The organism is Paraburkholderia graminis, assembly GCF_003330785.1.
In the GTDB taxonomy this organism is placed as follows: domain Bacteria; phylum Pseudomonadota; class Gammaproteobacteria; order Burkholderiales; family Burkholderiaceae; genus Paraburkholderia; species Paraburkholderia graminis.
In genome coordinates this window covers 278,511-294,520 of record NZ_CP024934.1, presented here as the reverse complement: position 1 = coordinate 294,520, position 16,010 = coordinate 278,511, and the positions used below count along the sequence as shown (strand labels likewise).

8 protein-coding genes and 1 pseudogene are annotated in these 16,010 nt (G+C 64.0%); 6 read left to right on the top strand and 3 right to left on the bottom strand.

The annotated features are described in order from the left end of the window. Positions 1-78: 78 nt before the first annotated feature. Positions 79-1,923 (top strand): annotated as a pseudogene (locus CUJ91_RS01260) (hemagglutinin repeat-containing protein); the annotation flags it as partial. Here the strand turns inward: CUJ91_RS01260 and CUJ91_RS01255 are convergent. Then, positions 1,829-8,140 carry a two-partner secretion domain-containing protein gene (locus tag CUJ91_RS01255; RefSeq protein WP_114155726.1) on the bottom strand — a complete coding sequence of 2,104 codons (6,312 nt, stop codon included), beginning with the start codon at positions 8,138-8,140 and terminating at the stop codon, positions 1,829-1,831. The pseudogene CUJ91_RS01260 and the gene CUJ91_RS01255 sit on opposite strands and share 95 nt — an antisense overlap. A gap of 425 nt (positions 8,141-8,565) precedes the next feature. On the opposite strand from CUJ91_RS01255, the gene bioA reads away from it, so the two are divergent. From bioA to bioB, 4 genes are read left to right on the top strand one after another with little or no spacing between them, the layout of a single operon-like run. Further along, the gene (gene bioA, locus CUJ91_RS01250; RefSeq protein ID WP_114155725.1) at positions 8,566-9,927 is read left to right on the top strand and encodes an adenosylmethionine--8-amino-7-oxononanoate transaminase; all 1,362 of its coding nucleotides are present in this window, start codon (positions 8,566-8,568) and stop codon (positions 9,925-9,927) included. After that, entirely contained in the window at positions 9,927-11,111 is a 1,185-nt protein-coding gene (gene bioF / locus CUJ91_RS01245; RefSeq protein WP_114155724.1) for an 8-amino-7-oxononanoate synthase, read from the top strand. Before bioA ends, bioF begins: the two co-directional genes overlap by 1 nt. Further along, positions 11,108-11,836: a dethiobiotin synthase gene (gene bioD / locus CUJ91_RS01240; protein WP_114155723.1), complete on the top strand. Its 729-nt coding sequence runs from the start codon at positions 11,108-11,110 to the stop codon at positions 11,834-11,836. The genes bioF and bioD overlap by 4 nt, the downstream gene beginning before the upstream one ends. Before the next feature lie 35 nt (positions 11,837-11,871). After that, entirely contained in the window at positions 11,872-12,966 is a 1,095-nt protein-coding gene (gene bioB / locus CUJ91_RS01235) for a biotin synthase BioB (protein WP_006048162.1), read from the top strand. A 6-nt stretch (positions 12,967-12,972) separates the two neighbouring features. Here bioB and CUJ91_RS01230 read toward each other — a convergent pair whose 3' ends face one another. Further along, positions 12,973-14,004: a sulfate ABC transporter substrate-binding protein gene (locus CUJ91_RS01230; RefSeq protein ID WP_114155722.1), complete on the bottom strand. Its 1,032-nt coding sequence runs from the start codon at positions 14,002-14,004 to the stop codon at positions 12,973-12,975. A 125-nt stretch (positions 14,005-14,129) separates the two neighbouring features. Then, positions 14,130-14,732: an RBBP9/YdeN family alpha/beta hydrolase gene (locus CUJ91_RS01225; protein ID WP_006048164.1), complete on the bottom strand. Its 603-nt coding sequence runs from the start codon at positions 14,730-14,732 to the stop codon at positions 14,130-14,132. A gap of 318 nt (positions 14,733-15,050) precedes the next feature. On the opposite strand from CUJ91_RS01225, the gene CUJ91_RS01220 reads away from it, so the two are divergent. After that, positions 15,051-15,992, top strand: a complete 942-nt coding sequence (locus tag CUJ91_RS01220; protein WP_114155721.1) for a 2-hydroxyacid dehydrogenase — start codon at positions 15,051-15,053, stop codon at positions 15,990-15,992. The last annotated feature ends 18 nt before the right edge of the window (positions 15,993-16,010 follow it).

Genomic DNA, 16,010 nt, shown 5'->3' with positions numbered 1-16,010 from the left:
ATAGGGGAGATGCCGCTGAAATGTAGTTCGATGCAATAGACGTAGAACCATTAAAAACGTACTGCCCCGTATTCGGCTTGGGGCGTGGACGCGTCGATGTCGAAGGCGCACGGCGACGGCAATAGCGATGCGGCCATGCAGAACAACGCACACGTGACGGCGGCGAATACCGCGACGATCATCTCGGGAGGCGATACCAACATCATCGGTTCGAACGTCAATGGCCGTCAGGTGAATGCCGATGTCGGCGGCAACCTGAACATTGCAAGCGTGCAGGACACGATGACGAGCAGCGCGCATCAGGAGAGCACGGGCGGCGGCTTCAGCATCAGCCAGGGTGGCGGCAGCGCGAGTTTCAGTCACACGAACGCGAGTGCGAACGGCAGTTACGCGGGCGTGAACGAAGAGGCCGGCATCCAGGCGGGCGATGGTGGTTTCAACGTCAACGTCAAGGGCAATACCGATCTGAAGGGCGCGGTGATTGCGAGCGATGCCGATGCGTCGAAAAACAATCTCGCCACAGGCACGCTGAGCTATAGCGATGTACAGAACTCGTCGAGCTATAACGCGCATACGGGCGGCATCGGCGGAGGCGTGACGGCCGGCGACGGCGGCGCGAACTACGGCACGACCGGCAGCACGTCGGGCCACAACGCAGGCGGCGCTGCGCCGATGCTGAGCCAGAACGACAGCGGCAGCGATAGCGCGACCACGCGTAGCGGCATCAGCGCGGGCACGATCAATGTGACGGATGCGGCTCATCAGACGCAGGACATCGCGAGCCTCAATCGTGATACGTCGAACGCCAACGGCACGGTCGCGAAACTGCCGGACGTGAATAATCTGCTCGACCATCAGGGGGACATGATGGCGGCCGCGGGTGCGGCGGGTGAGGCGGTGTCCCGGCGTATTGGTGACTATGCAGAATCGAAGTACAAGGAGGCAAAGGCGAACGGCGATCAGGCCGGCATGGATGCGTGGAAGGAAGGCGGCTTAGCGCGCGCCGGAATGCAGGCCGCGGGCGCTGCGCTCGTGAGCGGGCTTGCTGGCGGCAATGCAATTGGCGGCGCAGCGGGTGCTGGCATCGCTTCGATCGAGGCGGGCAAGCTGAACGAGCTGAGTGGCGACATTGCCGGTTCGAAGCCGACCGGCAATGCGGATATGAATGAAGCGCTGGGCAATATTGTTGCAAACGCGATTGCTACAGGGGCGGGTGCGGTGGTTGGCGGCAATGCGGGGGCGTTTGAAGGCTACAACGTGGATAGGTTCAACCGGCAGTTGCATCCCGAAGAAAAGGCCGTAGCCAAGCAGCTTGCAGATAAGAGCGGTGGCAAGTACACGGAGGCGCAAACTGAGGACCAGATGCGTATTATGGGCGTAACCGTGAACGGGACCAACGAATCAGGCGCACCGACGACGCTGATTGGCCAGGCGCCCACGGATTCCGGCGCAAAGTGGATATCGGGTGGTACGACGGCGGACGGCAAACCGATTCTGACGCAGGTTACGGCGCAGGCGAATCCGGAGTTGCAGACATACATCCTGTCGAACTATGTCACGGACGTGCCGGGCACAGTTTCGTATGATCCGTTGTCCGGCTCAAAGTCATCAACTATAACGGGGCCGTTCACCAAGTTCGACAAGAGCGACGCGGACTTTATGCGTAACACAACGGCAGATGCAGCGGGGATGGTTTCGACTAACGCCGGACGTGTATCGTCACTTGCGGCAGCGGGTGCGTCAATAACGCCTTGCTCAGTAGTCTGTGAGGGTATTGCATACGGCGGAACAATCATAGCAATCGCCGCAGATGCGGTTGGGCAATTGGCTAACCCTGCGTGCCATACGAAATACCGACGCTTGCGCTGCTCGACTGGTTCGTGCTGCGCGTCGAATCGGTGTCGGTCGTGTTCACGACATTGACCTGATTCTTTGCCGCGAGGATCACGGCATCTGCCGAAACCATACTGCCCTGCGACAACGTCGTCGTGCTGTTGCTCGAACTCGACACTTCCTTGCCGCTCACCACATTGCTGTGCTTGTGCTGCTCCTGCGAATTGTCGACGTGCGTCTCCGTCGCCGCGCCGATATTGACGTTGCCTGTCGCCGCGAGCGTCGCGGTTCCCTTGTCGAGACTGATTGCGCTGCCCGTGACGTTGATATCCTTGCCTGACGCGACCGTCAGCGAGTTGCCGGCATTAAGCGTCGTCGCAGTAAGCGTGTCGTCCGACCGGTGCAAGGACTCCGAATAACTGCCGTGGCCATCGCTGCCTGAACTGTTGCTGTTCGTGGTCGACGTGGCTTTTGCAGCCTGCAAGGTCACATTGCCGTTCGCAGCGAGCGTTCCGCCGCCCGCGAGGCGGATGTCTGCCCCGGTTGCAGTCAGGTCGCCGCGCACGCCAATCTGCGAAACGCCACCGACCTTGATGGAACTGCCGGTCGTCTGGTTAAAGTCGGTGTTCGACACACCGTTCGCGCGCTCGACAATCTTGTGTTCGCCGGTCTGCACCGCGCCGATATCGTAGTTGCCACCCACGGCCATACCGAGGTTGCCGCCGACGTTCAGATTGCCCGCGTTCTGCTCGACGTTGCCGCCGGTGACGATGACCGCGTTACCCGCGACGTTCAGGTTCGCAATCGGGCCGAGCGTGGTCGTCGTGCGCGTGGCGCCGGTTGCGCTCACCTGGTCAACCGTCTTGACCGCCGTATTGAGCAGCAGGTCGCCGCCCGCCTTCAGCGCAAGACTGCCCGCATTCACGGTCGCCGAGGTGAGGTCAATATTGCCCTTTGTGTTCAGCGACATGAGGCCGCCGCTTTGCAGCGTGCCGAATGCGTTGTTGATCTGGTTGCCCTGGATTGACAGCGTATTGCCTGCCTGCACCGTGCCGCTGTTCGTGAAGGTCTGCGCGTTCTGGATGTCGATGTCGGTTGCGGCGATCAGCGGACCATTCATGTTCTGCTGACTGGCCTTCGCAAGATAGACGACCGGCACGAGCACGGCCTGGCCGTCGACCATCTCGGTCTGCATGATGACGACGTTGCTGGTGAGCGCGGCCACCTGCTCGGGCGACAGGCTCATGCCGAGCGGCAGGTTCAGCGACTGCGAGAGCGAGGCGCCCGCAGCAAGCAGCGACTGGTACATCGACTGGAGATCGGTGTAAGGACCGAGCACGGCCTTGCCAGTCAGCGACGTCACCTGGTTACGCACGAGCTGCTGCTCGTAGAAACCATCGCCGAGACGCTTTTCCGTCGTCTGCGGATTCACGCCAAGCTGTTGCAGGTAGTAGTCGCTCGAAATGAACGTCTTCTGGTTCGTGAAGGCCGGGTTCGTCTCGATCAGATAACGGGCGCCCGGTGCGCTCGCCGGTCTGAACAATCCGCCCTGCGGAACCGTCAGGTTTTGCAGGACGGTCTGCGCCGTCGCACTCGCGATGACCGGATTGACCATGCCCGCGCCACCGTTGACCGACGCCGCGCCGGACTTCGCGCCGCTCGCGTTGCCGCTCAGGCCGCTGATATTCACCCCGGACATGGCCTGGCCAGGTGCGAGACCGATCGACGGAATGCCCGCGTTGCCCGCCGTGTTGTTGATGCTGATGCCCGTGCCCGAGAGCGTGCCGCCCGCGACAAAGCTCGATTCGTAACCCGGCAGCGCGTAATAGCGGATGTCGGCCGGCGCCGCCTGCGTGTAGCCGCCCGGCCGCTTGCCGACGAACGGCGCATCGCCGAACGGCAATTGCCAGTCGTGTTCGCTGTTGTCGTAGTTGTTGTAGTGGTACTCGCCGGAATACGTGACCTGCACTTGGGGAGCCGTCTGGCCCTGCCAGCTATTCTGGTCGAGTGTCATGGGCGCGGCGATGTTGCCGACCGCTGCCACCGCGCTCCAGTAGTTCTGGAACAGTCCCACCTTCGACGCGTCCAGATTGCCGCCCGCGATGATCTGCGCCTGCGGGCTGATGCCTGCGATCAGGTTCGCCAGCGCGACGCCTGTGTAGGTGGTGTACTGGTAGGTCGAATTCCATTGGCCTCCGTGTGGCGGATCGGTAAAGACGCCACCGATGCTGTTCGGGTCCTGTATGCCGACCTGGCCGGTGCGGCCGGACAGGCTGATGCCAAGTTCGTCGAGCAGCGCCGGAGCGACCGGCTGGTTCAGGCCGGTCGTCGTCATCGTCGTGCGCGTGTTCGTCACCTGGGCGGCGTGCAGTTCCATGTCGCCGGCCGATTCAATCAGCGCTGACTGGTTGCGGATCAGGGCCGCGTTCGTGTAGCTGCCGTCTGCATTCTTGCCGCCCGCCAGTATCATCTTGCCGAGACCGTAAATCGCGGTGGTCGCCTGCGTGTCGGTCGCCGTGGTGTCGTCGCGGTTCTCGATGTCGTTCGACAGCAGTTCGAGCGTGCCGTTACTGTCGGTTGCGCCGATCAGCGCCGTCGGCCCCGTGTTCGTCAGCGATTGCGTCGCGTTGAGCGAGACGCTTCCGCCGACCATCGTCCCGGTGTTCTCCAGCGTATTCGAGTGCGTCGTGAGTGTGCCGCCCGCCATCATCACGCCGCTGTTCTGCACGTCGGCCGCGTTGATGTTCAGGTTGTTCGCCGCTTCGACGAGCGCGCCGTTGCTGAATGTTCCGGGCAGGGTGAAGGACAGGTCATGGCCTGCGGCGAACTGCAGGTCGGGCGTCGGCGTGAAGTCGCCCTGCACGCTTACCGCTACGTCGTTGGCCGCGCTATATGCGCCGCCGCCGGTGAGCGCCGCCGCATTGACGGCAAGGTTATGCGCCGCGCCAATCTGCCCGTTCGTGTTCGTGACCGCGCCGGTCGTCGTGATCGCGACATCGCCATTCGAACCGCTCAGGTTGCCGATCTGGCCGTTGCTGTTGTCAACCGTGTCCGCCCGCACGGCGACATTCACGCCGCTGATCTGGCCACCGCGCTGGCCGTTCTGCGTGTTCACGAGCGCCGACGTATCGACGGCAACATTGCCGTTGCCCGTCATGACGCCGCCGCTGTTCACGGTCTGGCTGCCACCTTGCACGGTCATGTCGCCCGTGCCGAGATTGCCGACGAGGCCGTTCGTGTTGTTGACCGACGCGGCCTGAATCGCGAGCGTGCTCGCGTCGCCAGCCGCGCCCGTGCCGGACTGGATCTGTCCGTTCGTGTTCGTCAGCGTGCCGCCGCTCGCGAGCGTCAGCGACGAGAGGGAGCGAACCGAGCCTTGCGTATTGTTCACATCGCCCGCGATGTTTGCCGCGATGTTTCCCTGCGCGGCGAGCACGCCATTCGCGTTGTTCAGGCTGCTGGCCCGCGCGGTGAGCTGCCCGGCCGTGATGATGCGGCCGCCGACGTTCGAGAAGGCACCCGCGCCATTGCCCGGTGCAATCGTCAGCGTGCCCGTGCCGGCGTCGAGGATCGTGCCACCGTCGTTGATGAGCGCGCCAGGCGCGAGCGTCAGGTCGGTGCTGTTGGTCTGGAATGTGCCGCCGCTTGAATTGTCGAAGGTGCCGCTGACGTTAAAGCCCATCGACGACGCGCCGTATTGCGTGATCGTGCCGCCGTGGTTCACCAGGTCGGTCGCGTTCAGCGCAAGCTGGTTCGCCTGGATGTCGCCGCCGCTGTTGTCCAGTGTCGACCCGGTGGTAAGCGCCAGGTTCGGCGCGACAATCGAGCCGCCGCTGTTGGTCAGCGAGCCCGTGCGAATCGTTTCGTTTGCGCCCGCGCCGATCTGGCCGCCGTTGTTGTTCAGCGTGCCACTGGCGAGGCTCAGGTCCGTATTCGAAAGCAGCTTGCCGTTGGTGTTGTCCAGCGTGCCGCCGACGCTTGCCGTGAGACCGTTCTGGCCGATGATCGAGCCAGCCGTGTTGTCGAGCGTTCCGGCCTGAGGCGCAGCCTGGCCGTTACTGGCGATCGTGCCGCCGACGTTGGACACCGCGCCCGCGCCATTGCCGGCGTCTATCGTCAGCTTGCCGTTCCCGGCATGGCTAATCCTGCCGCCGTCATTGTCGAGTGTGGCCGGTGCAAGCGTCAGGTCGATGCTGTTCGTTTGCAGCGTGCCGCCCGCCGAGTTGTCGAGCGTGCCCGCTACATCGACCGTCGTCGCGCCGGTTCCGGTCTGCGTGATCGTGCCGCCGTGATTGACGAGGTTCGTCGCGTGCAGTGTGAGCAGGTTTGCGCTCGTCGAGCCGCCGCTGTTATCGACGGTCGCCGCGCTGATCACTGCCTGCTGGCCGGCCGTGAATGTGCCGGCGTTCGCGAGTGTCGTGCCTGCCGATGCGTTCACGTTTCCGTTGGCGGCCAACGTGCCGTTGCTGAACAGGCTTTGCGCCGCAGCCGCAGTCAGGTTCTGCACCGCCGTGATCGAACCCGCGTTCGCAATCTGTCCGGCCTGCACGGTCACATTGCCGTTGCCGCCGATGGTGCCCAGACCCGTGCCGCCCGCGCCGTTATTCAACGTGCCCGCCGCGGAGAGCGTCAGGCCGTCCGCATTGAGCGATGCGATATGGCCCGCGGTGTTGTCGAATGACCCAGCGTTCGCCGTCAGCGCGCCTGCGGCCTGCATCGTGCCGCCCGTGTTGGACACGGCCCCCACGACGTTTGCATTTAAAACACTGCCCGAAACGATCTGGCCGTTGCTGTTCGAGAGCGCGCCCACATTGACCGTCTGCGTGCCACCCGATGAAAGCGCACCGCCGTCATTGGTCAGCGAGCCCGCTGCATTAACCACGAGCGTACTGCCGGCGGTTGTCGTCGCGCCAGCGGTATTCACATCACCGCCCGTCGCGGTCAACGCCATGCTCCCATTCGCCGACGTACTGCTGCCCGCGACATTGACCCACTCGCCTTGCAGATTCGCATTCCTGCCCGCTGCATTGCGCCCGGTTGCCGCGAGGGCACCGCCCGCCGTCACCGACAGATCGCCGGATGTTGCCAGGCTGCCATCGCTGTTCACGCCCGCGCCGAGCGTACCCGTCGATGCCACGCTGCCCGCGTTGACGGTGGTGCTCTGCTGCGCGGCAAACGTGCCGCTATTACTCAGCGTACCTGCGGTACTCGCGCTGACATTCTGCTGCGCATACGTGGTCCCGCTATTGTCGATCCCGTCACGCGCGTTAATCGCGATATTGCCGCTCGCGTTCGTCTGCCCGCCGAGGACCAGCTTGCCCTGCGTGGTCAACGTCACGTCACCCGCCTGCGCAGCGAGCACGCCCTTCGTCGACACGCCCACACCGTTCTCGGTGCCCACCAGAACGATACGATTTGCGTACATGCCACCGAGACTGCTCACGTCGATGGACACCCCCGGCGCAGCGCCACTACCCGCGATGGCCGTCGCGTTCAGCGTCCCATAATCGACACTGTTCGCGCCCGTGATGACGTTCAGGTTCTTCGCGTAAATCGCGGCATTCGCCTGCACGGCGCGCGCAATCAGATCGACCTGATCGACGTCGCCCGCATTCAGCCCCGCGCCCTGCACGGTGATATTGCCGCCGCTCACGTTAAACCCGGTGAGGCTGCCGTCCGTGCCGTAGTTCGGCGTGCCGGTGGTGAGCGTCGCGCGCGACGTGTTGATGAAACCGCCACCATTCACGCTGATCCCCGAGCCGTTGGCGATCACGACCTGCGCCTTCTGCCCGGCGACTTCGAGATAACCGTTAATCTGGCTCGCCGCGCTGCTATCAACCTGGTTGACGATGATCCGCGCGGACTGTCCCGGCGCGAAGTTCGGATTGCCGTTGATCATGCCCGCCTGCTGCGTCTGCACGATGGTCGGCGAGTTGTTAAGGATCGCGCCGCGCTGCTGCACGTCGAACTGGTTATATGTGTTGACCGACACGCCCGCGCCGGACGGCCGGTTGATGTTCACCTGGTTCAGCCCGTTCGGCGTCGTGATGACGCCCGGCGCGTTCGCGCCGCCCGGCACGATCTGCGCTACGGTGAAAGCGGGCAGGGCGCCGAGCAGCACAAGGGCCGCAAGTGCGATGCTTCGCAGCGCGAAGCTGTGCTGTTGCGTGCTGGATGGAGTCGCGAGCACGCGCCTCGTTGCAGCGGTCTCGCCATTACCCTTGCCTGTTGCCGTGGCCGATTCCTCGACGGCAACCAGCATTGCCCTTAGCCGGCTGAATACCAGCCTGAATGCCCTGCGGTTCATCGTTTTTCTGTTGCGGATTGGTAAGAAGGCCGTAACGTACCGAACCGCGCAAGGCAGATGTGTCAAGATTCGTCAAGGTCAGCATCGACACAACGATTGCCACAAAATAGGTCATATCTGATTGCGAGGCCCCCGAGCGCCCATCTTTTGCTCCACTACCCCCAATACTTTTCCGTCGCTAATTCCGCCCTTCTGCGCCCTTTACGGCAAAACGCAAATCACCTGCCGCGAACAGCGCCGAACCCCGCACCGGCAGCCGAAATTCGCCGCCAAACCGCTAGTGCAAAGCCCCGAAGAAACCGCTAATCTCGACCCCGCACGCTAGCCGTAGGGTCGCGCATCGCTGAAAAACGCGACGCACCGCGCCCCAAAAACCTGACAAAAAGAACCCACGGCGGCCGCAAAAAAGCACCCTGGAGTACGCCTTGGAAATGTCAGCAACATCACCCACATCCACGGAAGACTGGATCGCCCGAAGCCTGCGCGCGGTCTGGCATCCCTGCACGCAGATGAAGCATCACGAGCGTCTGCCCCTGATACCCGTCGCGCGCGGTCAAGGCGCGTGGCTCTATGACCAGTCCGGTCATCGCTATCTGGACGCGATCAGCTCGTGGTGGGTCAACCTGTTCGGCCACGCGAATCCGCGCATCAACGCGGCGCTGAAGGATCAGCTCGACACGCTCGAGCACGCGATGCTTGCCGGCTGCACGCACGAGCCCGCAATCGAACTCGCCGAGCGCCTCAACGCGCTCACCGATCACACACTGGGCCACGCGTTCTTTGCATCGGATGGCGCATCCGCCGTCGAAATCGCGCTGAAAATGAGCTTCCACGCGTGGCGCAATCGCGGCTTCGCCGACAAGCAGGAATTCGTCTGCATTGCGAACAGTTACCACGGCGAGACGATCGGCGCGCTCGGCGTGACAGACGTCGCGTTGTTCAAGGACGCCTACGACCCGCTGATCCGCAACGCTCACGTCGTGGCTTCGCCGGACGCGCGCCTTGCACAACCCGGCGAAACAGCCGCCGATGTCGCGCGTCGCGCGCTCGAAGCGGTGCGTTCGCTCTTCGAAGCACGCGCCACCAGAATCGCCGCGCTGATCGTCGAGCCGCTCGTGCAATGCGCAGCCGGCATGGCGATGCACGACGCGTCGTACATCGCCGGTTTGCGTGCGCTGTGCGATCAGTACGGCGTGCATCTGATCGCCGATGAAATCGCCGTCGGCTGCGGCCGCACCGGCACTTTCTTCGCTTGCGAACAGGCAGGCATCTGGCCGGACTTCTTGTGTCTGTCAAAGGGCATTAGCGGCGGTTATCTGCCGCTTTCCATCGTGCTTTCACGCGACGAAATCTTCGAAGCCTTCTATCACGACGACACGGCTCGCGGCTTTCTGCATTCGCATTCGTACACCGGCAATCCGCTCGCGTGCCGCGCGGCGCTCGCAACGCTCGACCTGTTCGCGAGCGACAACGTGCTCGCGGTCAACGCGCAAAAGTCGGCAACGCTGAAGGCCGCACTCGCGCCGCTCGCGGAACACGCGAATGTGCGCAATCTGCGCCAGTGCGGAACGATTTTCGCGTTCGACGCAGTCATCGAAAACGCTCAGCATGCCAAAACCTTTTCGCGCCGCTTCTTCGAAAATGCCTTGCAGCGCGAGCTATTGTTGCGCCCCATTTCGACCACCGTGTACCTGATGCCGCCATACATTCTCGACGACGAAGAGATCGCGCTGCTCGCCTCGCGCACGCGCGAAACGTTCGACGCCACGCTCGCGGAGCTGCGCTAATGCATCTGCTCGACAAACTTTCGCAGGGACTCAAGGAGATCGACGAACACGGTCTGCGCCGTCGCCGCCGCACCGTCGACACGCCGTGCGCGGCTCATATGACGGTCGACGGCCGCGAGATCGTCGGCTTTGCGAGCAATGACTATCTCGGACTCGCCGCGCATCCGCAGTTGATCGCGGCCATCGCGGAAGGCGCACAACGCTATGGTGCGGGCAGCGGCGGTTCGCATCTGCTCGGCGGCCATTCGCGCGCGCATGCGCAGCTCGAGGACGATCTCGCGGAGTTCGTCGGCGGATTCGTCGATGCGCCGCGCGCGCTGTACTTCAGCACCGGCTACATGGCGAATCTCGCGACGCTCACCGCGCTCGCGGGCCGCGGCACGACGCTGTTCTCCGATGCGCTCAACCATGCTTCGCTGATCGACGGAGCGCGTCTGTCGCGAGCCGACGTGCAGATCTACCCGCACTGCGATATGGAAGCGCTGAGCGCGATGCTCGACGCGTCGGACGCGGACGAGAAGGTCATCGTCTCCGATACGGTGTTCAGCATGGACGGCGACATCGCGCCGCTGCCGCGTCTTCTCGAACTTGCGGAGCGGCACGGCGCGTGGCTGATCGTCGACGATGCGCACGGTTTCGGCGTGCTCGGTCCGCAAGGCCGCGGCGCGATCGCCGAAGCCGCGTTGCGCTCGCCGAATCTGATTTCCATCGGCACGCTAGGCAAGGCGGCGGGCGTGTCGGGCGCATTCGTCGTGGCGCACGGGACCGTGATCGAGTGGCTCGTGCAACGCGCGCGTCCGTACATTTTCACCACGGCTTCGGTGCCGGCTGCCGCGCACGCGGTGTCGGCGAGTCTGCGCATTATCGGCGGCGATGAAGGCGATGAGCGGCGCGCGCATCTTCGGCAATTGATCGAGCGCACGCGCGCCATGCTCAAGACCACGCCGTGGCTTCCCGTCGATTCGCATACCGCCGTGCAGCCGCTCATTATCGGCGCGAACGACGCGACGCTCGAGATTGCCGCGTCGCTCGATCGCGCGGGTTTGTGGGTGCCCGCGATTCGGCCGCCGACAGTGCCGGCCGGCACATCGCGCTTGCGCATTTCGCTGTCGGCCGCGCATTCGCATGCGGATCTCGACCGGCTCGAAGCGGGCTTGCAAGCCGCGGGGGAGCAAAGCGCATGACGTCTGCGAACACTGCACTGTCACTCTTCGTCACCGGCACGGACACGGAAATCGGCAAGACCTTCGTGTCGTCGGCATTATTGCGAGGCTTCGTTCGCGAGGGACTGCAAGCGGCCGCGATGAAGCCGATCGCAGCGGGCGCGTTCGAGGTGAACGGCGAACTGCATAACGAAGACGCGGACCAGCTCGACGCGGCCTCCAACGTGCTGTTGCCGCCTGCGATGCGCACGCCGTATCTGCTGAAAGAACCGGCCGCGCCGCACATTGCCGCCGCGCTGGAAAACGTTGCATTCGATATCGACCACATCGTCGCGTGTCATAGCGAAGCGTTGACGCGCGCGGACGTCGTCGTCGTGGAAGGCGTCGGCGGCTTTCGCGTGCCGTTGACGGCGACGCACGACACGGCCGACCTCGCCGTCGCCCTGAAGCTGCCCGTTGTGCTGGTGGTCGGCATGCGCCTTGGCTGCATCAACCACGCGTTGCTAACCGCCGAGGCCATCGCCGCGCGCGGACTCACGCTTGCCGGCTGGGTCGCGAATCGCGTCGATCCCGACATGACTTTTCCCGACGAAAACATCGCGTCGATCCGCGAGCATCTCACGCGCGAACATCACGCGCCGTTGCTCGGCATCGTGCCGCATATGAGCCCGGCATCGCCCGAACTCGCGGCTGAACGGCTCGACATTCACCGGCTATTGCAAACGCTGCGCGACGCGCAGCGCTGAATTGAACATCACGTCCACTCATGAGGATCGACCACATGACGCAACTGAACATCGCTGCTGCATCCGCTGATACGGCTGCCCTTAACAATGCCAACGTCAACGCGAACGCCAATGCCAACGCCGATGCTGCGGGCAAACAGCTCGCGCGCTGGCGCGTCGCCGACATCGTCGCGCTGTACGAACTGCCGTTCAACGACCTGATGTTTCGCGCGCAGCAAACGCATCGCGAGCATTTCGACGCCAATACCGTGCAACTGTCGACGCTGCTGTCGATCAAGACCGGCGGCTGCGAGGAAGATTGCGCGTACTGTCCGCAGTCGGTGCATCACGACACGGGCCTGCAAGCCGACAAGCTGATGCCGGTCGACGAAGTGCTCGCCGCCGCGAAAGCAGCAAAAGAAAACGGCGCGACGCGTTTCTGCATGGGCGCCGCATGGCGCAATCCGAAGGACCGCCATCTCGAGCCGATCAAGGACATGATCCGCGGCGTGAAGGCGATGGGACTCGAAACCTGCGTGACGCTCGGCATGCTCGAGACGCATCAGGCGCAAGCGTTGCGCGAGGCCGGGCTCGACTACTACAACCACAATCTGGATACGTCGCCGGAGTTTTACGGCCAGATCATTTCGACGCGCACGTATCAGGATCGTCTTGACACGCTGGAACGCGTGCGCGATGCGGGCATCAACGTGTGCTGCGGCGGCATTGTCGGCCTCGGCGAATCGCGCCGCGAGCGTGCGGGCCTGATCGCGCAACTGGCGAACATGGAGCCGTATCCGGAATCGGTGCCGATCAACAATCTGGTGCAAGTGGAAGGCACGCCGTTGACCGGCACGGAAGCGATCGATCCGTTCGAATTCGTGCGGACCATCGCGATTGCGCGCATCACGATGCCGCGCGCGATGGTGCGCCTGTCCGCCGGCCGCGAGCAGATGGACGAGGCGTTGCAGGCGATGTGTTTTCTCGCGGGCGCGAACTCGATTTTCTACGGCGATCAGTTGCTGACTACCAGCAACCCGCAAGCCGAAGCGGACCGCAAGCTGCTCGCGCGCCTCGGCATTCGCGCCGAAGCCGCGCAGCAGATGCCGCTCGATAAGAGCGGCTGCGAGCACGGCTGCGAGCACGCGTAAAGCGCATTACTTCCTGTCGACGATGATCTGATCGAAAGTCCCGCCGTCGGAGAAATGCGTCTGCTGCGCTTTCTGCCAGCCACCGAACATTTCTTCGACGGTGAAGGTCTTGATCGGCTTGAACTCCGCGGCGTGTTTCGCGAGCACGTTCTTGTCGCGCGGACGCAGATGATGTTGCGCGATGATCTCCTGCGCGGCCGGCGACCACAGATAGTCGAGATACGCCTGCGCTTCCTTGCGCGTGCCGCGCTTGTCGACCACCTTGTCGACGATCGACACCGGCGGTGCGGCCAACAGGCTCACCGACGGATACACCGCCTCGAAATTGCCGCCGCCCACGCCGCTGTTCATCAGCGCGACTTCGTTTTCGAACGTGACCAGCACGTCGCCGATGCCGCGTTGCGTGAACGTCGTCGTCGCGCCGCGGCCGCCCGTGTCGAGCACCGGCACGTTCCTGAACAGCGCCTTTTCGAAGTCGAGCGCCTGCGCATCGGTGCCGCCGTGCTGCTTGCGATAACCCCACGCGGCGAGGTACGTGTAGCGTCCGTTGCCGGACGTCTTCGGATTCGCGATCACCACTTGCACGCCGGGCTTCGCGAGATCGTCCCAGTCATTGATGTGCTTCGGGTTGCCCTTGCGCACGAGGAACACCATCGTCGTCGTGTACGGCGCGCTGTCGTCCGGCAGACGCGTGCGCCAGTTGGCGGGCACCAGTTGGCCTTTTTCCGCGAGGAGGTCGATGTCGTTCGGCTGGTTCATCGTCACGACGTCGGCCTGCAAGCCCTGCAATACCGACAACGCCTGTGCGCTCGACGCGCCATGCGACTGGCGAATCGACACGGTCTCGCCGCTCTTCTGCTTGTACGCGGCGATGAAGCCCGCGTTGATATCCTTGTACAACTCGCGCGTCACGTCGTACGACACATTCATCAACGACGTCTCGGCATGCGCCGCCGATATGCCGCCAGCGCCGAAGCCGAGCGTGAGCGCCGTAAAGCCGGCCGCCAGCCAGCGTGAAGTCCCCGTCTTGCCTGCCATCTTGTCCCCGCTATCGATGTTAAAAACCTGTGGCCGCGCAATCGCGCAGCATCAAGCGGGATTCTAGCGGATCGCCTATACGCGGCCAGCCGGGCCGGCCCGAGCAACGCACTCGAGCCCGCGCGTTAAACCAGCGCGTGCTGCCCGATCTCGAGCGCTTCGTCGCGAAAGCGCAGCGGCGCCGCGCAATGCACGAGCGTGTCGATGAAATACTTGGCCCGCGGCCACGGTCCGAATCCGGCTGCGGTATTGATGTGCCCCGCGTCGCCGAGATTGACAAACGCACTGCCGAAACGCTGCGCGAGTTCGCGAGCGCCGGCAAGCGGCATCCACGGATCGGTTTCGCTGCCGATCAGAATGGACGGCACACCCAGCCGCCGCGCCTCGAACGATCCGGCGAAGGCGAACTTTTGCGGGCTCGCGGGCGCGACGAGGAGCACGCCGACCACTTCGTTCGCATACGACGCCTGCTGCAACGCGTGAGCGGCAGCAAGACATCCGAAGCTGTGCGCGGCGAGCACGAACGGCCCGCGTTCGCGCGCGAGCAACTCGCGCAGCGAGTTGGCCCAGCCGGCGACGTCCGGTGCATCCCAGTCGGCCTGCTCGACGCGCAACGAGCGCGCGAACTGGCGTTCGAGCCACGTTTGCCAATGTGCGCCCTCGCTGCCGTGCAGACCCGGAACGGTCACGAGCCGCGGCGGCCACGGCGATCTGGTGCATGAAAGCATGTCTGTCCCTCGCAAAGGGAAAACCGGGTAGTCATTGTCCCGCCGCCCGTCGCGCGGACGAACCAAGTTTTTGTGCTTTGTTTATCGACTGAATCTGCGGATCGCGAAGCCGAAAGCGGACGGTCGTGCGCAAGCGCGCGGGATCGTCGGCGAAAAAGTAGAATGAAGCCTGCCCATAAAAGGAGGAGCCCTCATGTCGTCAGCGTCGCGCGCCGCGCCGCAGCCGTCGCGAGCCTTGCAGCCGCCCCGCCGCCCGCCACGCCCGCACCGCGCGCGCAGCGTGAACCGGGGCCGTTGCGCGTGCAACGGTGAGGTCGCATGAAAGTCCTCTTCTATATGCCGAACGCCGAAGCCGCAGCCTGGCTGCATGACTTTGCGCGCGCGCTGCCGCAAGCCGATCTGCGCGAGTGGCAACCCGGCGACACCGCGCCCGCCGATTTCGCGGTCGTCTGGCGGCCACCGCGCGAGATGCTGGCCGGCCGCGCCGATTTGCGCGCGATCTTCAATCTGGGCGCGGGCGTCGATGCGATTCTCGCGCTCGAACGCGAGCAGCCCGGCACCTTGCCGCCCAATGCGCCGTTGATCCGTCTCGAAGACACCGGCATGGCGCCGCAAATGGCCGAGTATGTGACGCACGCGGTGCTGCGTTATCTGCGGCGCTTCGACGAATATGAAGCGCTGCAGCGCGAGCGCCGCTGGCAAGTGCTCGATCCGCATCCACGAGACACGTTCACGGTCGGCGTGCTCGGGCTCGGCGTGCTGGGCGCACATGTCGCGCAAACGGTCGCGCGATTCGGCATGCCGGTGCGCGGCTACAGCCGCAGTGCGAAGGATGTCGAAGGCATCACCACGTTCGCCGGCGAAGCGCGTTTCGACGCGTTTCTCGACGGCGTGAAAGTGCTCGTCAATCTGCTGCCGCATACGCCGGATACCGCAAACGTGCTGAATGCCCGCACGTTTTCGAAGCTCGCACGCGGTGCGTATCTGATCAACGTTGCACGCGGCGCGCATCTGGTGGAAGCCGATCTGCTCGACGCGCTCGCAAGCGGTCAACTCGCCGCGGCCACGCTCGACGTGTTTCAGGAAGAGCCGTTGCCGCCCGATCATCCGTTCTGGCAGGAGCCGCGCATTACCGTCACGCCGCACATGTCGGCGCTGACCTTGCGCGAAGAAAGCGTCGCGCAGATCGCGCAAAAAATGCTCGCGCTCGAACGCGGCGAAGCCGTCGGCGGCGTGGTGAATATCGAGCGCGGATATTGACGGCGTGGAGTCACAATC